General features: G+C 74.9%; 22 protein-coding genes and 1 tRNA gene. 11 read left to right on the top strand and 12 right to left on the bottom strand.

The window, feature by feature from the left end; all coding sequences use genetic code 11:
- Positions 1 to 8: 8 nt before the first annotated feature.
- From GCU56_RS16060 to GCU56_RS16040, 5 genes are all read right to left on the bottom strand, one after another.
- Complete coding sequence (locus tag GCU56_RS16060) at positions 9 to 1250, bottom strand: beta-ketoacyl-[acyl-carrier-protein] synthase family protein (RefSeq protein ID WP_163482756.1); 1242 nt, start codon at positions 1248 to 1250, stop codon at positions 9 to 11.
- 91 nt (positions 1251 to 1341) lie between these two features.
- Positions 1342 to 1578: an acyl carrier protein gene (locus tag GCU56_RS16055; RefSeq protein ID WP_163482755.1), complete on the bottom strand. Its 237-nt coding sequence runs from the start codon at positions 1576 to 1578 to the stop codon at positions 1342 to 1344.
- 90 nt (positions 1579 to 1668) lie between these two features.
- Positions 1669 to 2637, bottom strand: coding sequence for a beta-ketoacyl-ACP synthase III (locus GCU56_RS16050; protein WP_163482754.1), 969 nt, complete (start codon positions 2635 to 2637; stop codon positions 1669 to 1671).
- On the bottom strand, positions 2634 to 3836 hold the full coding sequence (locus GCU56_RS16045) for an acyltransferase domain-containing protein (protein WP_163482753.1): 1203 nt from the start codon (positions 3834 to 3836) through the stop codon (positions 2634 to 2636). Before GCU56_RS16045 ends, GCU56_RS16050 begins: the two co-directional genes overlap by 4 nt.
- A gap of 153 nt (positions 3837 to 3989) precedes the next feature.
- The gene (locus tag GCU56_RS16040; RefSeq protein ID WP_163482752.1) at positions 3990 to 5168 is read right to left on the bottom strand and encodes a helix-turn-helix domain-containing protein; all 1179 of its coding nucleotides are present in this window, start codon (positions 5166 to 5168) and stop codon (positions 3990 to 3992) included.
- Between the two features lie 39 nt (positions 5169 to 5207).
- On the opposite strand from GCU56_RS16040, the gene GCU56_RS16035 reads away from it, so the two are divergent.
- Genes GCU56_RS16035 through GCU56_RS16025 form a run of 3 tightly spaced genes read left to right on the top strand, consistent with a single transcriptional unit; the run spans position 5208 to position 7725 of the window.
- A complete protein-coding gene (locus tag GCU56_RS16035; RefSeq protein WP_163482751.1) occupies positions 5208 to 5909 on the top strand; it encodes a phosphatase PAP2 family protein in 702 nt (233 codons plus the stop codon).
- Positions 5906 to 6469, top strand: a complete 564-nt coding sequence (locus GCU56_RS16030) for a pirin family protein (RefSeq protein ID WP_163482750.1) — start codon at positions 5906 to 5908, stop codon at positions 6467 to 6469. The genes GCU56_RS16035 and GCU56_RS16030 overlap by 4 nt, the downstream gene beginning before the upstream one ends.
- A gap of 2 nt (positions 6470 to 6471) precedes the next feature.
- Positions 6472 to 7725, top strand: coding sequence for a M20 metallopeptidase family protein (locus GCU56_RS16025; protein WP_163482749.1), 1254 nt, complete (start codon positions 6472 to 6474; stop codon positions 7723 to 7725).
- Positions 7726 to 7734: 9 nt separating this feature from the next.
- Here GCU56_RS16025 and GCU56_RS16020 read toward each other — a convergent pair whose 3' ends face one another.
- Both GCU56_RS16020 and aceE read right to left on the bottom strand, forming a co-directional pair.
- Complete coding sequence (locus GCU56_RS16020) at positions 7735 to 8685, bottom strand: FAD-dependent oxidoreductase (RefSeq protein ID WP_345771881.1); 951 nt, start codon at positions 8683 to 8685, stop codon at positions 7735 to 7737.
- Positions 8682 to 11483: a pyruvate dehydrogenase (acetyl-transferring), homodimeric type gene (gene aceE, locus GCU56_RS16015; RefSeq protein ID WP_163482748.1), complete on the bottom strand. Its 2802-nt coding sequence runs from the start codon at positions 11481 to 11483 to the stop codon at positions 8682 to 8684. The genes GCU56_RS16020 and aceE overlap by 4 nt, the downstream gene beginning before the upstream one ends.
- 363 nt (positions 11484 to 11846) lie before the next feature.
- Here aceE and GCU56_RS16010 point away from each other — a divergent pair, with 363 nt between their 5' ends.
- The 5 genes from GCU56_RS16010 (at position 11847) to GCU56_RS15990 (ending at position 13940) form a co-directional block, all read left to right on the top strand.
- A complete protein-coding gene (locus GCU56_RS16010; RefSeq protein ID WP_163482747.1) occupies positions 11847 to 12272 on the top strand; it encodes a DUF3052 domain-containing protein in 426 nt (141 codons plus the stop codon).
- A gap of 98 nt (positions 12273 to 12370) precedes the next feature.
- Positions 12371 to 12832: a peroxiredoxin gene (locus GCU56_RS16005; RefSeq protein ID WP_163482746.1), complete on the top strand. Its 462-nt coding sequence runs from the start codon at positions 12371 to 12373 to the stop codon at positions 12830 to 12832.
- 92 nt (positions 12833 to 12924) lie between these two features.
- Positions 12925 to 12996: transfer RNA gene (locus GCU56_RS16000), tRNA-Val, on the top strand.
- Between the two features lie 32 nt (positions 12997 to 13028).
- Positions 13029 to 13412 carry a VOC family protein gene (locus GCU56_RS15995; RefSeq protein WP_163482745.1) on the top strand — a complete coding sequence of 128 codons (384 nt, stop codon included), beginning with the start codon at positions 13029 to 13031 and terminating at the stop codon, positions 13410 to 13412.
- A 129-nt stretch (positions 13413 to 13541) separates the two neighbouring features.
- Positions 13542 to 13940, top strand: coding sequence for a hypothetical protein (locus GCU56_RS15990; RefSeq protein WP_163482744.1), 399 nt, complete (start codon positions 13542 to 13544; stop codon positions 13938 to 13940).
- A 19-nt stretch (positions 13941 to 13959) separates the two neighbouring features.
- On the opposite strand, the gene GCU56_RS15985 is transcribed toward GCU56_RS15990, so the two are convergent.
- The gene (locus tag GCU56_RS15985) at positions 13960 to 14775 is read right to left on the bottom strand and encodes an alpha/beta hydrolase (RefSeq protein WP_163482743.1); all 816 of its coding nucleotides are present in this window, start codon (positions 14773 to 14775) and stop codon (positions 13960 to 13962) included.
- Positions 14776 to 14978: 203 nt separating this feature from the next.
- Here GCU56_RS15985 and GCU56_RS15980 point away from each other — a divergent pair, with 203 nt between their 5' ends.
- Entirely contained in the window at positions 14979 to 15896 is a 918-nt protein-coding gene (locus GCU56_RS15980; protein ID WP_163482742.1) for an alpha/beta fold hydrolase, read from the top strand.
- A gap of 30 nt (positions 15897 to 15926) precedes the next feature.
- On the opposite strand, the gene GCU56_RS15975 is transcribed toward GCU56_RS15980, so the two are convergent.
- From GCU56_RS15975 to GCU56_RS15960, 4 genes are all read right to left on the bottom strand, one after another.
- Complete coding sequence (locus tag GCU56_RS15975) at positions 15927 to 16922, bottom strand: NAD-dependent epimerase/dehydratase family protein (protein WP_163482741.1); 996 nt, start codon at positions 16920 to 16922, stop codon at positions 15927 to 15929.
- A gap of 36 nt (positions 16923 to 16958) precedes the next feature.
- Complete coding sequence (locus GCU56_RS15970) at positions 16959 to 18368, bottom strand: wax ester/triacylglycerol synthase family O-acyltransferase (RefSeq protein ID WP_163482740.1); 1410 nt, start codon at positions 18366 to 18368, stop codon at positions 16959 to 16961.
- 97 nt (positions 18369 to 18465) lie between these two features.
- Positions 18466 to 19377 (bottom strand): alpha/beta fold hydrolase, encoded by a 912-nt coding sequence (locus GCU56_RS15965; protein ID WP_163482739.1) that lies wholly within the window; start codon positions 19375 to 19377, stop codon positions 18466 to 18468.
- Between the two features lie 18 nt (positions 19378 to 19395).
- The gene (locus tag GCU56_RS15960; RefSeq protein WP_345771880.1) at positions 19396 to 21336 is read right to left on the bottom strand and encodes an FUSC family protein; all 1941 of its coding nucleotides are present in this window, start codon (positions 21334 to 21336) and stop codon (positions 19396 to 19398) included.
- Positions 21337 to 21414: 78 nt separating this feature from the next.
- On the opposite strand from GCU56_RS15960, the gene GCU56_RS24085 reads away from it, so the two are divergent.
- Complete coding sequence (locus GCU56_RS24085) at positions 21415 to 21747, top strand: GNAT family N-acetyltransferase (protein WP_345771879.1); 333 nt, start codon at positions 21415 to 21417, stop codon at positions 21745 to 21747.
- An 11-nt stretch (positions 21748 to 21758) separates the two neighbouring features.
- Positions 21759 to 21923, top strand: a complete 165-nt coding sequence (locus tag GCU56_RS24080) for a hypothetical protein (protein WP_239522396.1) — start codon at positions 21759 to 21761, stop codon at positions 21921 to 21923.
- Positions 21924 to 22210 lie beyond the last annotated feature (287 nt).

Here is a 22210-nt window from a genome sequence, read left to right as displayed (position 1 = left end):
GTCCTTCTTCAGACGGTGGTGAACACCAGCGCGATGTTGTGCCCGCCGAAGCCGAAGGAGTCGTTGACGGCCGCCGAGAGGGTCATGCGCCGGGGCTCGCGGCGGACGATGTCGAGGGCCTGCACGGCGGCGTCGTCGTCCGGGTCGTCGAGGTTGGCCGTCGCCGGCACGATCTGCTCGCGCAGCGCGAGGATGGTGAACACCGACTCCAGCGCCCCGGCGGCGCCCAGCAGGTGCCCCGTCTGGCTCTTGGTCGCCGTCACCACCACGTGCTCGCCGATGGCGCCGCGGATCGCGGCGGCCTCGGCGGTGTCGCCGACCGGCGTCGACGTGGCGTGCGCGTTGACGTGGGCGATGTCGGCGGGGGTGAGCCCGGCGTCGCGGATGGCGGCGGCGATGGCCCGGCCGGCGCCCTCGCCCTCGGGGTGCGGGGCGACCAGGTCGTAGCCGTCGGCCGTGCCTCCGGCGCCGGCCAGCCGGGCGTGCACCCGGGCACCGCGCGCCTTGGCGGCGTCGGCGCGCTCGAGCACGATCGCCGCGGCGCCCTCCCCGAGCACGAAGCCGTCGCGCGCCTTGTCGAAGGGGCGCGAGGCGCGCTCGGGCTCGTCGTTGCGGGTGCTCATCGCGCGCATCGCGGCGAACCCGGCCATCGGGAGGGGGTGCACGCAGGCCTCGGTGCCGCCGACGAGCACGACGTCGGCGCGGTCGAAGCGCAGCAGGTCCAGACCCCAGCGGATCGCCTCGGCGCCGGAGGCGCAGGCGCTGACCGGCGCGTGCACGCCGCCCTTGGCGCCGACCGCGAGCCCGACCGCGGCGGCGGGGCCGTTGGGCATGAGCATCGGGATGGTGAAGGGGGAGACCCGCTTGGGCCCCTTCTCCTCGAGGACGTCGTCCTGGCCGAGCAGGGTCAGCGCCCCGCCGATCCCGGTCCCGAAGACCACGGCGATCCGCAGGGGGTCCACGCCCGCGTCGCCGGCGCCGGAGTCCTGCCACGCCTCCTCGGCGGCGATGACGGCCACCTGCTGGCTGCGGTCCAGCCGCCGGGCGCGCACCCGGTCCAGTCGGGCGACCGGGTCCTCGGCCAGCCGGGCGACCAGCTGCGCCGGGAACTCCTTGACCCAGTCGTCGGTGATCCGGCTGACCCCGGACCGCCCGGCCAGCAGTGCGTCCCACGTGCTGGCGACATCGCCACCGAGCGGTGTGGTGGCACCGAGACCGGTGACGACGACGTCGTCGACAGACGTGCTCATGACGGTTCCTCCTGGACGTGCGGCCGGGCGGCCGGTCAGGCCCCCCTGCGGTCCCCGCGCCGGGCGTGGGGGCAGGGGGGTCCTTCGACTCCTACTGGTTCTTCTGGATGAAGCTGATCGCGTCGCCGACGGTCTTGATGTTGCCGAGCTCGTCGTCGGGGATGGCGACGCCGAACTTGTCCTCGACGGCGGTGGCGATCTCGACCATCGACAACGAGTCGACGTCGAGGTCCTCCGTGAACGACTTCTCCGGCGTGGCGTCGGCGGGGGCGACCCCGGCGACCTCCTCCAGGATCTCGGCCAGACCGGTCTGGATGTCCTCGCTCACGCGGGGTCCTCTCTCTCGGATGGGGCGGGCGGACCCGCCGTGGTACCCGGACGAGCCGGGGGATGGTGGTGCCTGCTCATCGCAGCACGATCACGGCAGCACGACGACCTGACCGGCGAAGGTCAGCCCGGCGCCGTACCCGAGGAGCAGGGCGACGTCGCCGGTCTTGGCCTCGCCGCTCTCGACGAGCGCCGCGAGCGCGAGGGGCACCGAGGCCGACGAGGTGTTGCCCGACGTGACGACGTCGCGGGCGATCACGGTGCGCTCGGGGAGCTTCAGCCGCTTGGCCATGAGCTCGATGATGCGGAGGTTGGCCTGGTGCGGCGCGAAGACGTCGATGTCCTCCGGGCCCACGCCGGCGCGACGCATCGCCTCGACGAGGGTGTCGGTGAGCTTGGTCGTGGCCCAGCGGTACACCGCCTGCCCGGCCATGCTCATGCCGGCCTCCCCCTCGGGGATGGCGATGGCCTCGTGCAGGTCACCGTCGCTGCCCCAGACGACCGGGCCGACCGCCGGCTCGTCGGACGGCCCGAGCACGGCCGCCCCGGCGCCGTCGGCGAAGATCACCGCGGTCGCCCGATCGTCGAGGTTCGTGTAGTCGGTGAGCCGTTCCCCCCCGATGACCAGGGCGTGGCGCGCTGACCCCGAACGGATCGCGTCGGCTGCCGCGCTGAGCGCATAGCACCATCCGGCGCACCCGGCGTTGACGTCGAACGCGCCCGGTCGCGGCACACCGATCTGGTGGGCGATCCGGGGGGCGAGACCCGGGATGGCCGTCGGGGGGCTGGTCGTCGCCAGCAGGACGAGATCGATGTCGCCGGCGTCGAGGCCGCTGGCCGCCAGGGCCTTGCCGCCGGCGGCCACCGACATCTCCACGAGGGTCTCGTCGGGTGCCGCCCACCGGCGCTCGGCGATGCCGACCCGCCCCTGGATCCACTCGTCGTTGGTGTCCATGGTCTGGGCGAGCTCGTCGTTGGTGACCCGTCGGCGCGGGCGGTAGCTGCCGAAGCCGAGGATCCGCGCACCGGGCGCGCCACTGGGCAGTTGCAGGCTCGTCATTCCGACTCCTCCGGGTAGAGACGGGCGATCGGGTCCCCTGCGTCGACCAGGTCGCCGTCGTGCACCAGCCACTCGGCCAGTACCCCGTCGTACCCGGCTGAGACGTCGACCTCCTCGCGGCGGCTGCGGATCCGCCCCAGTGGCGTGCCGGCCAGCAGCCGCGTCCCCTCGGCGACGGCGGCGGGGCTGACCGTGCCCCGCACGGGGGAGACGACCACCCGCCAGTCGGGCAGGTGCTGGGCCTCGGCGCGGCCCCGCTCGGCGGCGATGAGCTCGCGTGCCCGGTCGAGGTCGGCCGGGCCGGTCACGGCGAGGACCTCGACGTCGGCGCCCTTCCACTCCCGCTTCGCGAGCCCCGCCAGTGCCCCGGCCGGGGGTAGTTCGATCGCGGCCGTGACGCCGAGGTCCCGCATCGTGGCCAGGCACGCGTCGAAGCGCACCGGGCTGGTCACCTGGGTGACCAGCCGGGCGAGGGCCTCGGCGCCGGTGGTCACCGCGGCGCCGTCGGCGTTGGAGAGCAGCAGCCGACTCGGGTCGGCCGGCGTCAGGCCACCGACCAGGCCCTCGAGCTCGGTCCGGGCGGGGGCCATGTACGCGGTGTGGAAGGCGCCGGCCACCGACAGGGGCACGACGCGGGCCTTCGCCGGCGGAGCCGCCTTGAGCGCGGCCAGCCCGTCGAGCGGTCCGGCGACGACCGTCTGGCCGCCGCCGTTGAGGTTGGCGGCCACCAGGCCGTGCCGGTCCAGCGCGGCCGTCAGCTCGTCGGGGTCGCCGCCGAGGACGGCGGACATCCCGGTCGGCGTCTGCGCGCAGGCGGCGGCCATGGCCCGCCCCCGGACGGCGGTGAGGGCGATCGCCGCCTCCACCGAGAGGACCCCGGCCAGCGCCGCGGCGGTCAGCTCGCCGACGCTGTGCCCGGCGATGACGACGTCCCGGCCGGCCTGCGGGGTGTGGGGGACCGGGCCGGGCAGCCCACCCAGCTCGCGGGCGATGAACAGGCTCATCGCGACCACCAGCGGCTGGGTGACCGCGGTGTCCTTGATCGCCTCGGCGTCACCGGTCGTCCCGAGCGCGAGGAGGTCGGCGTCGGCGATCGCGCCGGCCCAGCGGAAGAAGGACTCTGCGCCCGGGAGCTCGAGCCAGTCGCTCAGCATCCCGGGCTTCTGCGCACCCTGTCCGGGGGCGAGGACGGCCAGCACCTCCTCACCGTGCCAGGGATCGCGGCGCGGTGCGGGTGGTGGTCGGCACGAAAGGGGACCGGTGCGCTTTGGAGGGTTCCTACAACAGATGCGCGATGCCGCCGCCTGTTCGCGGGGTGTCGGTAGTGGGATCCACCACACCGGAGGGCCAGCTCAGTGCCAGAGCGAGCGGTCCTGGTCGAGGGCGGCCAGGGCCAGGGCGACCTGGAGGGTCCAGCCACCCCGCGGATCGGTGGCCGACAGCCCGGTCAGCTCGGTGGCCCGCTTGAGCCGGTACCGGACCGTGTTGGGGTGCACGAACAGCACCCGCGCGCTGGCCTCCAGGTTGCCCCCGCCGGCGAGCACCGCCCGGACGGTCTCCAGGACCTCGCCGCCGGCCGCCTGCAGGGGCAGCGTGACCCGCTCGTGCAGGGTCGCCCGCGCCACCGGGTCGCCGTCCAGGGCCCGCTCCGGCAGCAGCGCGTCGGCGGCCACCGGCCGGGGCGCCCCCGGCCAGGCCGGTGCGGCGCGCAGGCCGGCCAGTGCGGCTCCCGCCGAGTCGCCGGCCTGGGCGAGCCGGTCGACGACCGGGCCCACCACCACGGGGCCGGGGCCGAACTCGTCGGCCACGCGCTCGGCCACCGAACGGAGCTCGTCGGAGCCCCCGAGGACGACGACCAGCTGCTCGGCGTGCACCCCGACCAGCACCTCGGTGCGCATCTGCCGCGCCGCCCGCCGGGCTCGGGCGTGCGCGTCCCCCTCGGGAGGGGCCGCGCCGACCAGCACGGTGACCGGGCTCATCGCCGCCCAGCCCAGCGCGGACGCGCGCCCGGACAGCTCCTCGGAGCGCTCGCCACGGACCAGCGCATCGACCACCAGCGCCTCCAGCCGCGCGTCCCAGGCGCCCCTGCTCTCGGCGAAGGTGGCGTAGACGTGCGCGGTGGCGAACGCCACCTCGCGGCTGTACTGCAGCACCGCCAGGCGCAGCGCGTCGGCGTCCCCCGGCTCGGCGACGGACTCCACGAAGTCGTCCATGACCTCGACGGTCACCTTGACCAGGTCGACGGTGTGCTTGAGCGGGACGACGCGGGCCAGCTCGCGCGGAGCCGCGCCGAACACCTCACCGGTCAGCCGGGGCGGTCGGTCGGGGGTGCGGCACCACTCCACGAACGAGGCCAGCCCGGCCTGGGCCACCAGCATCACCCACGACCGCTGGTCGGCCGGCATCGTGCGGAACCAGGGCAGGTCGTCGTCCATCCGGGCCACCGCGCGGGTGGCCAGGGACCCCGACGCCCGCTCCAGCCGCCGCAGCGTGCCCGCCGACGGCGGCGGGCGGCTTCCCCGTTCCGACACGGGCCAACCCTGTCACGCCCGGTCGGGCACAGTGGAGCGGTGGACGTCCTGCGGCGGGAAGCGACCGGGACCGCCCGCCGGCGTGCGCTGACCGCGGTCTGCGGCGGCCTCGGGGTGCTGACCGCGCTGGGCGCGGGCGTGGTGACCGGCGCCGCTCCGCAGATCCGCGTCGACGAGGCCGTCAGCCAGGCGCTCTACGCGGGCGACGAGCGCGCCACCGTGGTGACCGTCGTCCTGGAGGTGCTCACCACCCCCGGCGTCGTCTGGTTCCGGGTGCTGGTGTTCCTCCCCGTCCTGTTCTGGCTCGGCGCACGGCGCGCGTGGTGGACCGCGGCGTGGGTGATCGCCGCGAACGTCGGGGTCAGTCCGCTCACCGTGCTGCTCAAGGAGGCGGTCGGGCGGGTGCGCCCCGCGTTCGAGGACGGCGGGCTGCACCACGGCGGACTGAGCTTCCCGAGCGGGCACTCCTCGGGTGTCGCCACCCTCGTCACGGTCGGCCTGGTGCTCGCCTGGCCACGGCTGACCCCTCGGAGGCGCCGGCTGGCCGTGGCGGGCGGGGTCGGGCTCGCCGTCCTGGTCGGGCTGACCCGGATCTGGCTGGGCGTGCACTTCCCGTCGGACGTGGTCGGCGGCTGGGCCCTCGGCGTCGCGTGGTCACTGGCGGTCGCGCTGCTCGCCGGTGCCCTCCCCGGCGGGCGCGCCGCCCTCCCGGCCCAGGAGAAGGGAGCGGACCCGACATGACCGGACCCGATGCGAGCGGGCTGGACTCGCGGGTGCTGCTGGCGCCCGACGACGGCTCGCTCGGCCCGGTGCTGCGGATCGCCGACGACCGGCTGGCACCGGGCGCCGGCTACGGGCGGCACCCGCACCGGTCGGTCGACGTGGTGGCGGTGGTGCTGTCCGGCTCCGTGCGGCACGCGTGGGGCGAGGGCGCCGACGTGGTCGCCGGGGACGTCGCCGTCCTGCGGGCCGGCACCGGCCTCGAGCACGACGAGGTCGCGGGGGACGACGGCGCGCACGTGCTCCAGACGTACCTGCGCAGCGCGGCGCCCGGCGAGTCCGCGACCCACGAGGTGCACCCCAACGCGGACGGCTGGGTGCCCCTCCGCCGCTCGGACGCCCGGCTGTGGACCGAGGTGGTGGACGCCGGGACGTGGACCACCGTGCCGCCGGGACTGCTCGTGCTCGCCGGTCCGGACGGGATGCGGGTGGAGCCCCAGCACGGCGGCCCGGTGCACGGCCCCGCGACCGCGGTCGTGTGGCAACTGGACACCACCCGGCCTGCGTGGGCAGAGTCCTGAGCATGGAACCGGCCCCCTCGCAGGGTCCTGCCGCGAGCTCGCTGGTGGCGGGGGGCGAGGGGGTCCTCTCCCTGCTCGCCGCGGCGCGCGCGGACGCCGACCGGACCGTCGACCTGCGGCGGAGGCTGCACCGGCACCCGGAGATCGGCCTGCACCTGCCGCGCACGCAGGCCGTCGTGCTCGAGGAGCTCGCGCAGCTGCCGGTCGAGGTGACCACCGGGACGTCGACCAGCTCGGCGGTCGGCGTGCTGCGCGGCGCCCGCCCCGGGCCGACCTACCTGCTGCGCGCCGACATGGACGCCCTGCCCGTGCACGAGGACACCGGGCTGCCGTTCGCCTCCGAGGTGCCCGGTGCGATGCACGCCTGCGGCCACGACCTGCACGTCGCGATGCTGCTCGGCGCCGCGCGGCTGCTCGCCGAGCGCCGCGACGAGCTGGCCGGGCAGGTCGTGTTCATGCTGCAGCCGGGGGAGGAGGGCTTCCACGGCGCCCGCTACATGCTCGAGGAGGGCCTGCTCGACGTCGTCCCCGGTGCGCCGGTGAGCGGCGCTTTCGCGCTGCACGTCTTCTCCACCCAGCCGTCGGGCTCGGTGAGCGTGCGCCCCGGCCCGATGATGGCCGCGGCCGACCACTGGGCGGTCACCGTGCGCGGGCGCGGCGGGCACGCCTCCATGCCGCACGCCGCCGCCGACCCGGTGCCGGTGGCCGCCGAGATCGTGCTGGCCCTGCAGGCGACGGTGACCCGGCGGGCGCCGGTGTTCGACCCGGCCGTGCTCACGGTGGCGCACCTCTCCGCAGGGTCGACCGACAACGTCATCCCCGACACCGCGTTCCTGGAGGGCACCATCCGCACGCTCTCGGCGGAGCGACGGGCGGACATGGTCGCGTCGGTGCGTCGGGTGGCCGAGCACGTCGCCGCGGCGCACGAGATGACCGTGGAGTTCGAGCACCGGCAGGGGTACCCCGTCACGGTGAACGACGCCGCGGTCGCGGAGCGCGTGGGGACGACGGCCGCGGCGCTGCTCGGCGCGGAGCGCAGCGTCGAGGCCCGGGAGCCGCTCATGGGCGCCGAGGACTTCGCCTACGTGCTGGAGCGGGTGCCGGGCGCGATGGCCTTCCTCGGCGCCTGCCCGCCCGGACACGACCCCGCCTCCGCGCCGGGGAACCACTCCAACCTCGTGGTCTTCGACGAGGACGTGCTGCCCGACGGGGCCGCCCTGTACGCGGCCATGGCCGCCCAGGCGCTCACGGGCTGAGGTCCTTCTTCAGCCGACCAGGGCGGCGACGTCCGCGGCGCAGCCCCACGAGAGGGTCACGCCGGCACCGCCGTGGCCGTAGCAGGTGACCACCGCCCGGCCGTCCACCTCGATCCGTTCCAGCCGTACCGTCGGTCGCCCCGGTCGCAGCCCGACCGCCCGGGAGCGGACCGGCGCGTCGCGCAGCGCGGGCACCAGCGCCCGCACCCGGGCCAGCACGGCCGCCTCGACGTCCGGGTCCGGGTCCGTACCGGTGGCGCCGACCTCCGCCGTGCCGCCGCACACGACGTCGTGCCCGCGCGGCACCACGTAGGTGAGGCCGTCGGGGTGGTCCTCGTCGAGCAGCCAGTCGGCCAGCCCGGGGTCGGCGAGCCGCACCACCTGACCGCGCACGGGGACCCCCGAGTCGTCACCGGCCAGCGGTCCCGACGCCAGGCCCGCGGCCAGGACGACGACGTCGGCGGCCACGTCGCCGAGCCGGTCGACCCGGCCGGGGACCACCTCGACCTCGGCGGCGCGGCAGGAGGCGGCCAGCCACGGCAGGTACCGGCCCATGTCGACCACCGGCAGGGTGCAGCGGGTGCCGCCCGGCGCGCCGGGCGGCAGCTCGCCCGGACGGGCGGGGCGGTGCCCCGGCACCGACGGAGCCCACCACAGGTCCGGCTCGGGCGTGCGGTGCACGACGGTGCCCGGCCGCAGGACCACGCCGGTCGCCGGGTCGGCGGCCAGCGCGGTGAGGACCGCCAGCGAGGTGGCCCCCCAGCGCAGGACGGCGTCCACCGGCGCCGCCCGGTACGGGAACCAGATGGCGGCCGCCACCGCCGACGTGGTCGCCTCGGGCGGGTCGGCGCTGTGCAGTCGCACCCGGTGCCCCGCACGGGCCAGCTCCAGGGCGCAGGTCAGCCCCACCACCCCGCCGCCGACGACGGCCACGAGCAGGCCGTCGTCGGCCTCTGTCACGTGGCCGGGCTCGGGTCCGACCGCTCCTCCGCGGGTGCCGCCTGCACGTCGCGCACCTGGTACTTCTCCACGGCATGCCGCACCACGTCGCCGTCGACCTCGCCGCGCCTGGCCAGCGAGGCGAGGGTGCGGACGACGATCGTCTCGGCGTCGACGTGGAAGTGCCGGCGCAGCGCCGGGCGGGTGTCGGACAGCCCGAACCCGTCGGTGCCGAGCGTCGCCATCCCGCCCGGCACGAAGGGGGCGATCAGGTCGGGGACGGCCTTCATCCAGTCCGAGACCGCGACCACCGGCCCCGGGGCGTCCTGCAGCGCCGAGGTGACGTAGGGGACCCGCGCCTCCTCGCCCGGGTGCAGCAGGTTCCACTCCTCGGCCTCGTCGGCCTGCCGGCGCAGCTCCGTCCACGACGTCACCGACCACACGTCAGCCGAGACGCCCCAGTCCTGCGCCAGCAGCTCCTGGGCGCGCAGCGCCCACGGCACCGCGACCCCGGAGGCGAGGACCTGCGCCTGGGGACCGTCGCCCCGCCCCGGGGCGTACCGGTACATGCCGGCGAGCAGGCCGCGGACGTCGAGGCCCTCGGGCTCGGCCGGCTGGCTGTAGGGCTCGTTGTAGACGGTCAGGTAGTACATGACGTCGGGGCTGCGGGACCCGCCCAGCGGCGCCCCCGGGTCCTCGCCGTACATGCGGCGCAGGGCGTCCTTGGTGATGTGGCCGACCTCGAAGGAGAACGCCGGGTCGTAGCTGACGACGGCCGGGTTGGTGTGCGCCAGCAGCAGCGAGTGCCCGTCCTCGTGCTGCAGGCCCTCGCCGTTGAGCGTCGTCCGGCCGGCGGTCGCGCCGAGGACGAAACCGCGGGTCATCTGGTCGGCCGCGGCCCAGAACCCGTCACCGGTGCGCTGGAACCCGAACATCGAGTAGAAGATGTAGATCGGGATCATCGGCTCGCCGTGCGTCGAGTACGAGGTGCCGACGGCGGTGAACGACGCGGTGGACCCGGCCTCGTTGATGCCCTCGTGCAGGATGACGCCCTGCTCGGACTCCTTGTAGGCCAGCATCAGTTCCCGGTCGACCGAGGTGTAGCGCTGCCCCGCCGGGTTGTAGATCTTGTGCGACGAGAACAACGAGTCCAGGCCGAACGTGCGGGCCTCGTCCGGGATGATCGGCACGAACCGCGGGCCGAGCTCGGGGTCCTTGAGCAGCTCCTTGAGCAGGCGGACGAACGCCATCGTCGTCGCCACCTCCTGCTTGCCCGAGCCCCGGCGCAGGACGTCGAAGGCCTTGTCCTCCGGCTCCTTCAGCGTCTTGAACTCGGCCCGCCGCCGGGGCACCGCCCCGCCGAGCGCCCGGCGCCGCTCGAGCATGTACTGCATCTCGTCGGAGTCCGGGCCGGGCTTGTAGTAGGGCGGCAGGGTCTTGTCGAGCGCCTCGTCGGGGATCGGCAGGTACAGCCGGTCGCGGAAGTTCGCGAGGTCCTCCGCGGTCAGCTTCTTCATCTGGTGCGTGGAGTTGCGGCCCTCGAAGTGGCTGCCCAGCGTCCAGCCCTTGATCGTCTTGGCGAGGATGACCGTCGGCTGCCCCTTGTGGTCCATGGCGGCCTTGTAGGCGGAGTAGACCTTGCGGTAGTCGTGCCCGCCGCGGGCGAGGTCCCAGACCTCCTTGTCGCTCATGTTCTCCACGAGCTTGCGGGTGCGCGGGTCACGGCCGAAGAAGTGCTCCCGGACGAACGCGCCGTCCTCGGCCTTGTAGGTCTGGTAGTCGCCGTCCGGCGTCTGGTTCATCAGGTTGACCAGGGCGCCGTCGCGGTCGGCGGCCAGCAGGGCGTCCCAGCCGCGGCCCCAGATCACCTTGATGACGTTCCAGCCGGCGCCGCGGAAGAAGGACTCCAGCTCCTGGATGACCTTGCCGTTGCCGCGGACCGGGCCGTCGAGCCGCTGTAGGTTGCAGTTGATGACGAAGGTGAGGTTGTCCAGCTCCTCGCGAGCGGCCAGGCCGATCACGCCGAGGGACTCCGGCTCGTCCATCTCGCCGTCGCCGAGGAAGGCCCAGACGTGCTGGTCGGAGGTGTCCTTGATGCCGCGGTCGTGCAGGTAGCGGTTGAACCGCGCCTGGTAGATCGCGTTCATGGGGCCCAGGCCCATCGAGACGCTCGGGAACTCCCAGAAGTCCGGCATCAGCCGCGGGTGGGGGTAGGACGACAACCCGCCGCCCGGGTGGCTGACCTCCTGGCGGAAGCCGTCCAGCTGCTGCTCGGTGAGCCGCCCCTCGAGGTAGGCGCGGGCGTAGATGCCGGGGGAGGCATGGCCCTGGAACCAGATCTGGTCCCCGCCGCCGGGGTGGTCCTTGCCGCGGAAGAAGTGGTTGAAGCCGACCTCGTACAGCGACGCCGACGAGGCGTAGGAGGAGATGTGCCCGCCGACAGCGATCCCCGGCCGCTGCGCGCGGTGGACCATGATCGCGGCGTTCCAGCGGATGTAGGCGCGGATCCGGCGCTCGACGTCCTCGTCACCGGGGAACCACGGCTCCCGCTCGGGCGGGATGGTGTTGATGTAGTCGGTGCTGCGCAGCGCCGGGACGCCGACCTGCTGCTCCCGGCTGCGCTCCAGCATCCGGAGCATGAGGTAGCGGGCCCGGCCGCGGCCCGCGTGGTCGACGACCGCGTCGAGCGACTCCAGCCACTCCTGCGTCTCGTCCGGGTCGGTGTCGACCAGTTGGCTCGGGAGCCCGTCGGTGATGACCGCGCGGGCCTTGCCTGCATCGCGGGCGGGGTCGCCGTCCGACTGCTGCGGTGCGCTCATGCGCCCATCGTCCCCCGAGGATCGAGCCGTCGTCACGTCCGGGCCCACATGTCGGGACGGCGGGCCGCGGGCGTGGCGGCTTTCGAGCGCTTGCGCCTGACCAGGCATGCCCTACGCTTCCGCCAACGCCGACCGGTGACCCGGCCGGACGAGGCCCCGGCACAGGGGCGTGGACGACCGGGACGGACGGAAGGGGTGACATGACCAGGCTGCGGGGACCGCTCCCGCTGGTCGTGTCCGGCCCCGTGGAACTCCCCTCCACCTCGATCCGCGGCGCGGACCACGTGCGCCCGTGACACCGACGACGGGGCACGACCGTGCCGCCGGTCAGCAGCATCGCCGACACATGGAGGAACAGCAGGGATGAGCGTCGACTCGGGCAGCGCCAGCATGGCGGCCCGGCTGGGCATCAAGCCGGGCATGGTCGTGCAGGAGCTCGGCTGGGACGAGGACGCCGACGAGGACCTGCGCGACTCGATCATCGACCTCTCGGGCGGCGAGATGGTCGACGAGGACACCGACGAGGTGGCCGACGTCGTGGTCCTCTGGTGGCGCGAGGACGACGGTGACCTCGTGGACGCCCTCGTGGACGCGATCGCCTCCCTCGCTGACGACGGCGTGGTGTGGCTGCTCGTGCCGAAGTCGGGGCGGCCGGGCCACGTCGAGCCCGGCGACGTCACCGAGGCCGCGCCGACCGCGGGCCTGGCGCAGACGAGCAGCATCTCCGCGGCCAAGGACTGGTCGGGCATCCGGCTGGTGACCCCGAAGGCCGCCCGCACCCGCCGGTGACGGAAGGCCCCCTCGCCCCCCACCACTCGCGAGCTCGCGGCGGGGCCCGGTGAGGGGGCGGTGCGGGCCGCCGCGGCCGGTGCGGCACGATCGGGGGCATGAGCCTCTCCGTCGGCGACGTCGCGCCCGAGTTCAGCCTCCCCGACCAGGACAAGCAGGTGGTGTCGCTCGCGGACCTGCGCGGCACGCCCGTGCTGCTGGTCTTCTACCCGTTCGCGTTCTCCGGCATCTGCACCGGTGAGCTGTGCCAGCTGCGCGACGAGCTGACCACCTACACCGACGCCGGGGTGGAGGTGCTGGCGATCAGCACCGACCCGGTCTTCAGCCTCAAGGCCTTCAAGGCGCAGGAGGGCTTCGACTTCCGGCTGCTCTCGGACTTCTGGCCGCACGGCGCCGTCGCCCAGGCCTACGACGTGTTCAACGACAAGGCCGGCATGGCCGTCCGGGGCACCTTCCTGGTCGACGCCGAGGGGAAGATCGCCTTCGCGGAGGTCAACCAGCCCGGCGACGCCCGCGAGCAGTCCGGCTGGAAGGACGCGATCACCCAGCTCGCCGCCTGAGGTCGCGGCCGGGGGCGGCCCCCCTGCAGGGTCCCGCCGCGAGCTCGCGAGCGGCGGGGGCAGGGGGGCCCTTCCTCTACCCTGGGCGCGCGGGGCGCGTAGCTCAGCGGGAGAGCTCTCGCCTTACAAGCGAGCGGTCGCAGGTTCGATCCCTGCCGCGCCCACCTTCGCACCGGCCGCCTGACAGGGTGGCGCCATGCCCGCCAACCCGGTCCGCCACATCACGATCGACGCCCACGACCCGCTGCGGCTGGCCCGCTTCTGGGCCGAGGTCACCGGCTTCGTGGTCGAGGACGAGCCCGAGGACGACGAGGTGCTGCTGGAGCCGCCGTCGGACCAGGCGCCGGGACTGCTCTTCATCCGAGTGCCCGACGAGAAGGTCGCGAAGAACCGCGTGCACCTCGACATCGAGCCGCCGACGGGCACCCGCGACGAGGCGGTGCAGCGGCTGCTCGCCCTCGGCGCCACGATGCACGAGGACCACCGCCGGGCCTCCGACGGCCTCGGCTGGGTCACCCTGCGCGACCCGGAGGGCAACGAGTTCTGCGTCGAGCGCAGCGCGGCCGAGCGGGCCGGGTAGCCGCCGTCCCCCGCTCGGGTGGATCGGAGCCCACTCCTCGCCGTTGCAGGAGGAAACCTCTTCCGCGCGGTCACCGGTGAGCGGACAGTGGGCTCCGGTTCGAGCACAGCGGACGTCCGGGGAGCAGAGATGACGGGGTCACGAGCCAGCGCCGGTGCACTGCTCCTGCTGGTGGCTGCCTGCAGCAGTCCGGCGGAGGAGCCGGCCGAGGAGACCCGCGCCGAGGGGGCGCCGACCCTGACGGCGATGGTGGGGACGGAGGAGTCCCCCAACGCCTTCGAGATCTCGCTGGTCGACGAGGACGGCAACCCGGTGACCGAACTGCCGGCCGGTGAGTACAACATCGAGGTCACCGACCAGACCGACATCCACGACTTCCACCTGCAGGGCGGCGACGGGGCGGTCGACGAGAAGACCGGCGAGAGGGAGAAGGTCGAGACCACCTGGGTGGTCACCCTCGAGGCCGGCGAGTACCGCTACCTGTGCGACCCGCACCCCAGCATGAACGGTTCGTTCACGGTCACCTGACCACCTCTGCTGGCGGTCCTCAGGCCGCGGAGACCACAGGCGACCCGCCGGCGGGGACGTCCGGGCGGGGGAAGGCCGGGCGCAGCACCAGCGGCGGGCGGAACGGCCGCCAGCGCCCCTCGGGCTGGGCGAGCCGGTCGGCCAGGGCGTACAGCGCGGCGGGGTGGTGCCCCAGGCCCAGGTGGCTGGCGAGCACGGCGATGTTCTCGCAGTGCTCGCCCGGTACGTCCAGGCAGGTCTGCCAGTGGACGATGCCGTCGAGGCGGGAGTAGATCGAGGTCGTGGGCATCGGCAGCGGGCAGCCGTCGGGCTCCAGCGGCAGCGTGCGGTGCTCGACGTGCAGGTGGGCGTAGCGCGCGAAGGCGCGGCTGGCGCGGCTCTGGCTGTGCCGGACCAACCGGAACGGGCTGCCCAGGGTGACCACCTGGCGGACGGAGTCCGGCGTCCGGCGGGCCAGGTCGCGGGCGAAGATGCCGCCCAGGCTCCAGCCGACGAGCGAGATCGGCCGGCCGTAGCGGTCGCTGAGGTCGTCGATCCGGTCCCGCATGCCGCCGACGCAGGCCGCCGTCGGGCCGATGTTGCGGCCCAGCCGCCAGCCGTGCACGCGGTAACCGAGGCGGCGCAGCACCGAGCGGAGGACGTGGGTGGAGGTGTCGTCGGCGAGCAGGCCCGGCAGCACCAGCACGGGGTGGCCGTCACCGCGCGGGAGCCGGGGTACCAGCGGCCGGGCGGCGAGGTAGAGGCCGAAGTCCGCCGCGCCGCGGGCCGGCTCGGTGAGGTACAGGGAGAGGGGCGGGCCGTCGCCCCGGAGCCGTGCGTCCCGTGGTCCTGACACGTGGTCCTCCTCGTCGCCCGGCCCGTTCCCAGCGGGTACCACCGCGGGGGGTCGGCGACACCCTGCGGACTCCTGCACCACTCATCGGCAGTCTGACGGTGACCTGTGACACATCCCAGCGGTCCGGTGGGCCGGTCCGTGGCCACCGGTCGCCGGGGACCGGTCGACGGGCCGCGGCCGCCCGGCCGTGGCAGCGTGTCGGCGTGCACGACGCGACGAGCCCGGGGCGCAGCGCCACCGTGGACCTCGGTGGTCCGGTCCACCACGTCGACTTCGGCGGTGCGGACGCCGCCCGCGCGCCCGGCCACCCGACCGTCGTCCTGGTGCACGGCCTCGGCGGCTCGCACCTCAACTGGGACCTCCTGGCACCGCTGCTGAGCCCGCACGCGCGGGTGCACGCCATCGACCTGCCCGGGTTCGGGCTCAGCGAGCCCGGTCCGCGGCTGACCCGGGTGCGGGACAACGTGGCGGTGCTCGACCGCTTCGTCCGCGAGGTCGCCGGCGCGCCGGTGGTCCTGGTCGGCAACTCGATGGGCGGGATGATCTCGATCCTCGAGGCGGCCCGGTCCCCGGCCAAGGTCAGCGGGCTGGTGCTGGTCGACCCCGCCGTCCCGGGCCCGCGGCAGCGCCTCGACGCCCGGGTCGCGCGCGAGTTCGCGCTCTACGCGCTGCCCGGCGTGGGTGAGCGCTACCTCGCCGCGCGGCGGCTGCGCCGGGGGTCGCGGGCGGCCGTGCTGGAGATGCTGGAGCTGTGCGGCGTCGACCCGGCCGCGGTGCCGCCCGCGCTGATCGACCGCTCCGTGGCGATGGTCGACCAGCGCCAGGACGTCGCGGGGATGGACCGCGCCTTCCTCACCGCCGCCCGGTCGCTGCTCCTGCTGCTGGCCGACCCACGGCTCATGCGGCGGGCGATGGCGGGGGTCGACGTCCCGGTGCTGCTCGTGCACGGCGACCGTGACCGCCTGGTGCCGGTCACCGCGGCACGGGACGCCGCCCGCCGGCATCCGCAGTGGCGGTACGTGGAACTGGCCGGCGTCGGGCACATGCCCCAGCTGCAGGTCCCCGGGAGGGTGGCGGAGCTCGTCCTCGACTGGCTGCCCTCGGTGGTGCGCACCGGCTAGGGCCTCCCAGGGGCCCGGAGGAGGGGTCCCTCAGCGCAGCGTGGCCCGCAGCGCCTCCAGGCCGGTGTGGCGTGGCGCCCAGCCCAGCCGCTCCTTGGCCCGCGAGGTGTCCATGATCGCCGGCCGGCTGACCGCTTCCACCCACTGGGCGGCCGGGGGCAGGAAGGGCAGCCGTGCCGCGCCGCGGGCGGCCAGCTGCGCCGGGCCGGCGGGCAGCGGGATGGGCAGCCCGCCGACCTCACGGACCACGTCGGCCAGGGTCAGGACGCCGTCCCCGGCGATGTTGTAGGCCCCGGGTGGGCCGGCGGCGACGACGCACAGCTGCAGGGCGCGGCCGACGTCGTCCTCGTGCACGAACTGCACCGGCAGTTCCGGGGCCAGCAGCGGGACCGGGACGGGCAGCCGGCGGGGGCGGCCGAACAGCCGGCGTCCCAACGGTGCCAGGGGACCGGGCAGCACGTCCTTGGCGCCGACCGCGTGGGGCCCGAGCACGACGCAGGGCCGCAGCAGGTAGAGCGCCGTGCCGGGCGTCCTGGCGGCCTCGGCCGCCAGCAGCTGCTCGGTCTCGGCCTTCTCCTGCGCGTAGAACAGCCGCGCGGCGGGGCGGGTGGGCCAGTCCTCGGAGATCCGCGCGGGGTTGTCCGGGTGGAACCCGTAGGCGGCCACCGAGGAGGCGTAGACGAACCGGCGGGCGCCGGCCTCCGCGGCGGCGCGGAACGCGGCGAGGGTGCCGTCGACGTTGACCGCCCGGGTGGTCGCGCGGGGCGCGTTCCCGGTGATGAGGAACGCCAGGTGGACGACGACGTCGGCACCGGAGAAGGCCTCGCGCAGGGCCTCGGGCTCCCGGACGTCGCCGCGGTGGTAGGTCATCGTGGTCCAGCCCCGCTCGGCCGGGTCGAACGGCCGCCGCGCGACCCCGACGACGCGCCGCACCCGCTCGTCGTCCTGCAGCAGGGGCACCAGCCCGGCGCCGAACGTCCCGGTCGGGCCGGTGACGGCGACGGTCAGGTCGGTCTCGGCAGCCACGCCGACCGGCTACCCCGGGCCGGCGCGGTCAACCCGTCAGGAGGCGGGCGCCCGGTCCGCCTGGCGGGCCACGGCCAGCAGTTCGTCGATGCCGCGGCGGATGCCCCCGGACAGGACGTCGACGTCGGGGAAGGCGTCGAAGTCGGCGTTGATCCCGAAGGTCATGGTCGTCAGGTAGGAGAAGATCCCGATCGAGACCCGCATGCCGCCGGCGATCGGCACGTACGCGTGGGCCGAGCGCATGCGCCGGCCGAGGACGTAGAGCGGGACCCGCGGACCCGGCACGTTGGTGGTGACGGTCTGGGAGAACCCCTGCCCCGCGGCGAGGGCGGCGCGGACGCCGAGGGCGAGCAGTGTCGGGGCCACGAAGTCGCCCATGCCGATGATCGACCGGGCGTCGACGGTCTGCATCAGCTTCTTGTGCGCGTCCATCTGCCGGCGGATCGACGTCAGGCGCGCGACCGGGTCCGGCTCGCCGACGGGCAGGTCGACGAAGACCGGGGCGATCTGGTTGTTCAGCTGGCCGCGCTGGGCGGCGGCCCGGACCGAGACCGGGACCATGGAGCGGACCACCAGGCCCTCGCTGAGGGTCCCGCGCCGCTCGAGCAGGTCGCGGAACCCCCGGGCGATCGCGCTGAGGACGACGTCGTTGACGGTGCCGCCCAGCGCCGTCCGGATCTCCTTGAGCTCGCCGAAGTCGGTGTCGGTCCAGGCCCAGCGGCGGTGCGGGCCGATCGGCCCCGACAGGGACCGGGCCACCGGCGTGGTGACCTGCCGGGCCACCTTCGGCACCCGCGAGGCGAGCGACCGCCCGGTCTTGAGGGCGGTCGTCGACGCCTGGCGCAGGCCGCTGGGGTTCGCGAGCCGGGGGAGGCGGCGCAGGGGGGAGATGAGGCTCTCCTGGACCGCCCCGGCCACCGCCTCGACGCCCGACGGGGTGCGGTGCGGCGTCCAGTCCTGCGGTTCGGGGTGGGTGGCGTCGGGGGTCAGGTCGAACACCAGCTGCATGAGGTCGGTGCCGGCGATGCCGTCGACCATGCAGTGGTGGACCTTGGAGATGAGCGCCCACCGGCCGTCCTCGAGGCCCTCGACCAGCCACAGCTCCCACAACGGCTTGGCCAGGTCCAGGCGCTGCCCGAGGACCCGGCCGGCCAGGTTGCGCAGCTGTTCCTCGCTGCCCGGCGTCGGGACGGCGGTGTGCCGCACGTGGTACAGGATCTGGAAGTGCGGGTCGTCGACCCACAGCGGCCGGCCCAGGTGCATGGGCACCTCGCGCACCCGCTGCCGGTACCGGGGCACCATCGGCAGCTTGCTCAGCAGCAGACGGACGACGTCGCCGTAGGTCGGGGCCGGCCCCTCGAACACCGACACCGACCCCACGTGCAGCGGCGTGTTCTCGCTCTCGGCGTAGTAGAAGCCGGCGTCGGTCGGGCTCAAGCGGTCCACGGTCACCCTCCCGGGCCGCCCGGTGCCGGGGCGGCGGTCGTCATCGGTCCTGGCCGCGGCAAGCCGATCACGAGCCGTGCGTCACGTCCACCGGAGGTCACCCGGCCCGGCGCTGCTGCTGATCGGCCTCCACCCGGTCGAGCAGCGCCAGGAACGCCGCGTCGACGACCCCCGTCCGGGTCAGGTTGACGCTGTGGCCGGCTCCCTCGACGACGACCAGCTCGGCCGCGTCGCCGATGCCCGCCGCGAGCGCCCGGCCGTGCCCGGCAGGGGTGAGCCGGTCGTGGGACGCGGCGACGACGGTGACCGGGACGCGCCCGAGCACCGGCAGGGCCGCGCTCTCGTCGTGGTCGAGGAACGTCGAGTAGAAGGCCGCGGTCACCGTGTACGGCGTCTCCTCGAGCAGGTCCTGCACCTGGCGGACGGTGGCGGGGTCGGCGTCGTCCCGGCCGAACAGGTAGCGGCGGGTGAACCAGCGGCCCGGCGCCGTGCCACGGCGCCGGTACCGCTCGAGCAGCGGCGCGAGCAGTTGGAGCAGGCCCAGCCACAGCGGCAGCAGCCCGAGCCACCGGACCATCCGCAGCCACAGGCCGAGGAGGCCGTTGCGCACCAGCCCGCCGGCGGAGGTGGCGAGCAGGAAGACGCCGACCACCCGGGTGCCGAACAGCTCCGGGCGCTGCCGGGCCAGCGCCATGACGCTCATGCCACCCATCGAGTGCCCGGCCAGCACCAGCGGCCCCTCGGGGACGACGGCGTCGAGCACCTGACCGAGGTCGCGTCCGGTGCGGTCGATCGTCGCGGCCGTGAGCGGCGTCCAGCCCGACCGGCCGTGACCGCGCTGGTCCCAGAGGACCAGGCGGGCGCGGTGGCGCAAGACCTCCCGCTGCAGGTCCCACTCGCCCAGCCGCGCCGTGAAGCCGTGGGAGAGGACGACGGTCAGCGGGCCGCTGCCGTCGGTCTCGACGTGCAGGTCGACGCCGTCGTCGGTGCGGACGGTGCGGGAGGTCACCGGTCCATCGAACCCGCGTCAGCCGCCGTCCGCACGGGCGCGTCCGGGTGCCGCGTCGCGGACGAGGCGGCGGGCGGCATCCACCTCCCGGGCGACCGGCGCGAGGACGCCGTCGGCGTGGATCTCGGCGTCGTCCGGCAGCCGGTGCGCGCGGATGTCGTCCTCGAGTTCCCGGATGGCTCGGCGGAGGACGGCGACCTGGGCGAGGTCGGGTGCCGGCTCGCCGTGCCGGGTGGCGATGACCGCCTCGGTGACGGCGTCCGACGTCCGTTCCAGCTGCACGATCACCGGCCAGAACGCGGCGGCGCGGGTGCTGACCGGCGGTGGCTCGGCCAGCCGGCGCTGCAGCTGGGTGTGCAGTTCGGTGAGCGCGCGGTAGCTCTTCCGGCGGGCCCGGCGGCGGTCGGCCGGGCCGCCGGTGAACGCGGCGTCGACGAAGCCGTCCAGCGCGAGCGCGGCGTCGCGCAGCGCCTCGTCCAGCGGGGCCCGCCAGGTCTGCGGCCACAGCAGGTAGCCGAACAGAAGGACGATGCCGCAACCGATGAGGGTGTCCAGCAGCCGGGCGCCGACCAGCTCCGGTCCGCCGGGCAGGGCCAGGTCCAGCAGCAGGATGATGACCGGCGTCTGGAAGACGGAGAACAGCCCGAAGTTGGCGTTGCGCGCCCACGGCAGCAGCCCGGCCGCGAGCGCCATCGCGACCAGCACCCAGGCGTTGCGCGGCAGCACCGCCAGCAGCAGCGAGCCGATGAGGACGCCGAGCAGCGTCCCCGCCCCGCGCTGCACTGCCCGGGTGAAGACCGAGCCGAAGTCCGGCTTCAGCACGATCGCGACGGTGAGCAGCACCCAGTAGGGCCGCTCGATCGGCAGGTACTGCCGGGCGATCTCGGCGACGGTCATGCACAGCGTCAGCCGGACGGCGAAGGCCCGGCTGTCGCGGCTGCCGAGCGTGCGGTCGACGACGTCGCGCAGGCGCATCCGCCAGTCGGGTCGTTGTTGGGGCACCGCGGCGATGGCCCGTTCCTCCGGGTCGCCGACGACGTTCCACACCAGCCGCAGGCCGTGACGGACCGCGCGGTGGGTGGACTCACCGCCCTCGAGGGCGTCGGGTCGCTGCGCCGGCAGTTCGCGGCTGCCGTTGACCGCGGCGGCCAAGGCGTGCGCGGCGGTGATGTCGTGCGGATCGGCCGGCACGCCGGCGCGGACGGCGGCCACGGCGCCCTCCACCAGGGCCGCCGCGGAGTTGAGCACCCCGGCCAGCTCGGCGAGCTCCCGGCTGCGGCCCGACGTCCGGCCGCGGCTGCGGATGACGCGGTCGTAGGCGCCGTTGAGGGCGGTGGTGAGGCCGCGCCGCGCCTCCTCGGTGTCCGGCGTGCCGATCGCTGCCAGCAGCTCGCCGATGCGGCTGAAGACGGCGGCCACCGCGGCGCGGTCGGGGTCGCTGGGCTCCGTCCGGTACTGGACCAGCGTGAGCAGCGTCGCCCAGGCGGCCCCGGCGACGAAGAACGCGACCTCGGCGACCGCGGACAGCGGCGTGCTGAGGCCGGACGCCAGCGCCGTGTAGACGAGCAGTTGCAGCGAGCCGAGGGACATCGCCGAGTTGACCGCGCTGATCAGCGCCGCCACCGCGGCCACGACCGCGACCGCCACCACCGGCAGCCAGCCACCGCCGGCCACGAACTGACCGATGACCAGGCCGACCCCGCCGAAGCCGATCGCCGCCGCGGTGCGCCGCAGCCGTTCCCGCAGCGGGCCCGGCTGCGGGGCGAGGCTGGCCGCGAGGGCGCCGGTGGTGGCGAACACGCCCGCACCCAGCGCCGCACCGGCCTCGATCCCGCCCTCGACGGCGACGGCGAGAGCCAGCGGTGCCGGGATGGCGACGGCGAAGCGGACGACGTCGCGCCAGGGCACCGGCGGCGGAGTGGTGCGGACCAGCTCCTCGAGCCAGGTCGGCGCGCGCACCCCCCTGTCCGCCACGGTTCCCGAGCCTCCCATTCCCGGAGGGAGGCTCGGGAACCGGCACGCTGGCAGGCTGCCGGGGTGACCACCCTCTCCTCGGTCCGCCACGCGTCGCTGCAGGAGCTGGCCGAGCTCCCGGCCGTCGAGGCCGCCGCGGACGGGTCGTTCCGGGCTCGTGGCGTCCTCGACCTGCCGCTCCCGGCGACTGCGGAGGAGCGGGCGGCGGCCTGGCGGGTGCTGGTGGCCGGAGCGCCGGTGGTCGGCTTCGCCGTCCTGGAGCGCGTGGACGACGACGTCCACCTCGAGCAGCTGTCGGTCCATCCCGATGCAGGCAGGCGTGGGATCGGCGCGGCGCTGCTGGCGGCCTCGGTCGAGGAGGCCCGGGGTCCGGTGCCCGGCGGGTCACGCTGCTGACCTACGCCGACGTGCCCTGGAACGCGTCGTGGTACGCCCGGCACGGCTGGCGGGTCACCGACGAGCTGGGGCCGGGACTGCGCGCTCTGGTCGCACGCGAACGCGCGCTCGGGTTGGATCGCCACGGCCGCCGGGTGGCGATGGCCCGCTCCGTCGACGGCGGTTCCTCCGGCTGACCGTGGCGACGTGGTCCTGCACATGACGTTCGGTGGGAGGAGGCGCCGTTCCGCAGCACCGCACCTCGAGGACGACGCTGTTCGGCACCGCCGTCGACTTCGCTGAGCAGGCCGGGGCGCCGGCGCTGTCGGGCGGGCAGGCGTTCCTTCATGCCTGCTCAGCGGCCTGGAACTGTCGTACCCGGTGTCTAGGTTCGGGGTGTGTTCATAGGTGGCGGGTTCGGGCTGGGCCTGACGGTGGCCGAGGTCGACCTTCCGGCGGTGCCCGGTCCGGCGCGGTTGTCGGA

Source organism: Geodermatophilus sabuli, assembly GCF_010686765.1.
GTDB classification, from domain to species: domain Bacteria; phylum Actinomycetota; class Actinomycetes; order Mycobacteriales; family Geodermatophilaceae; genus Geodermatophilus; species Geodermatophilus sabuli_A.
This window is presented reverse-complemented; position numbering and strand designations above follow the sequence as displayed.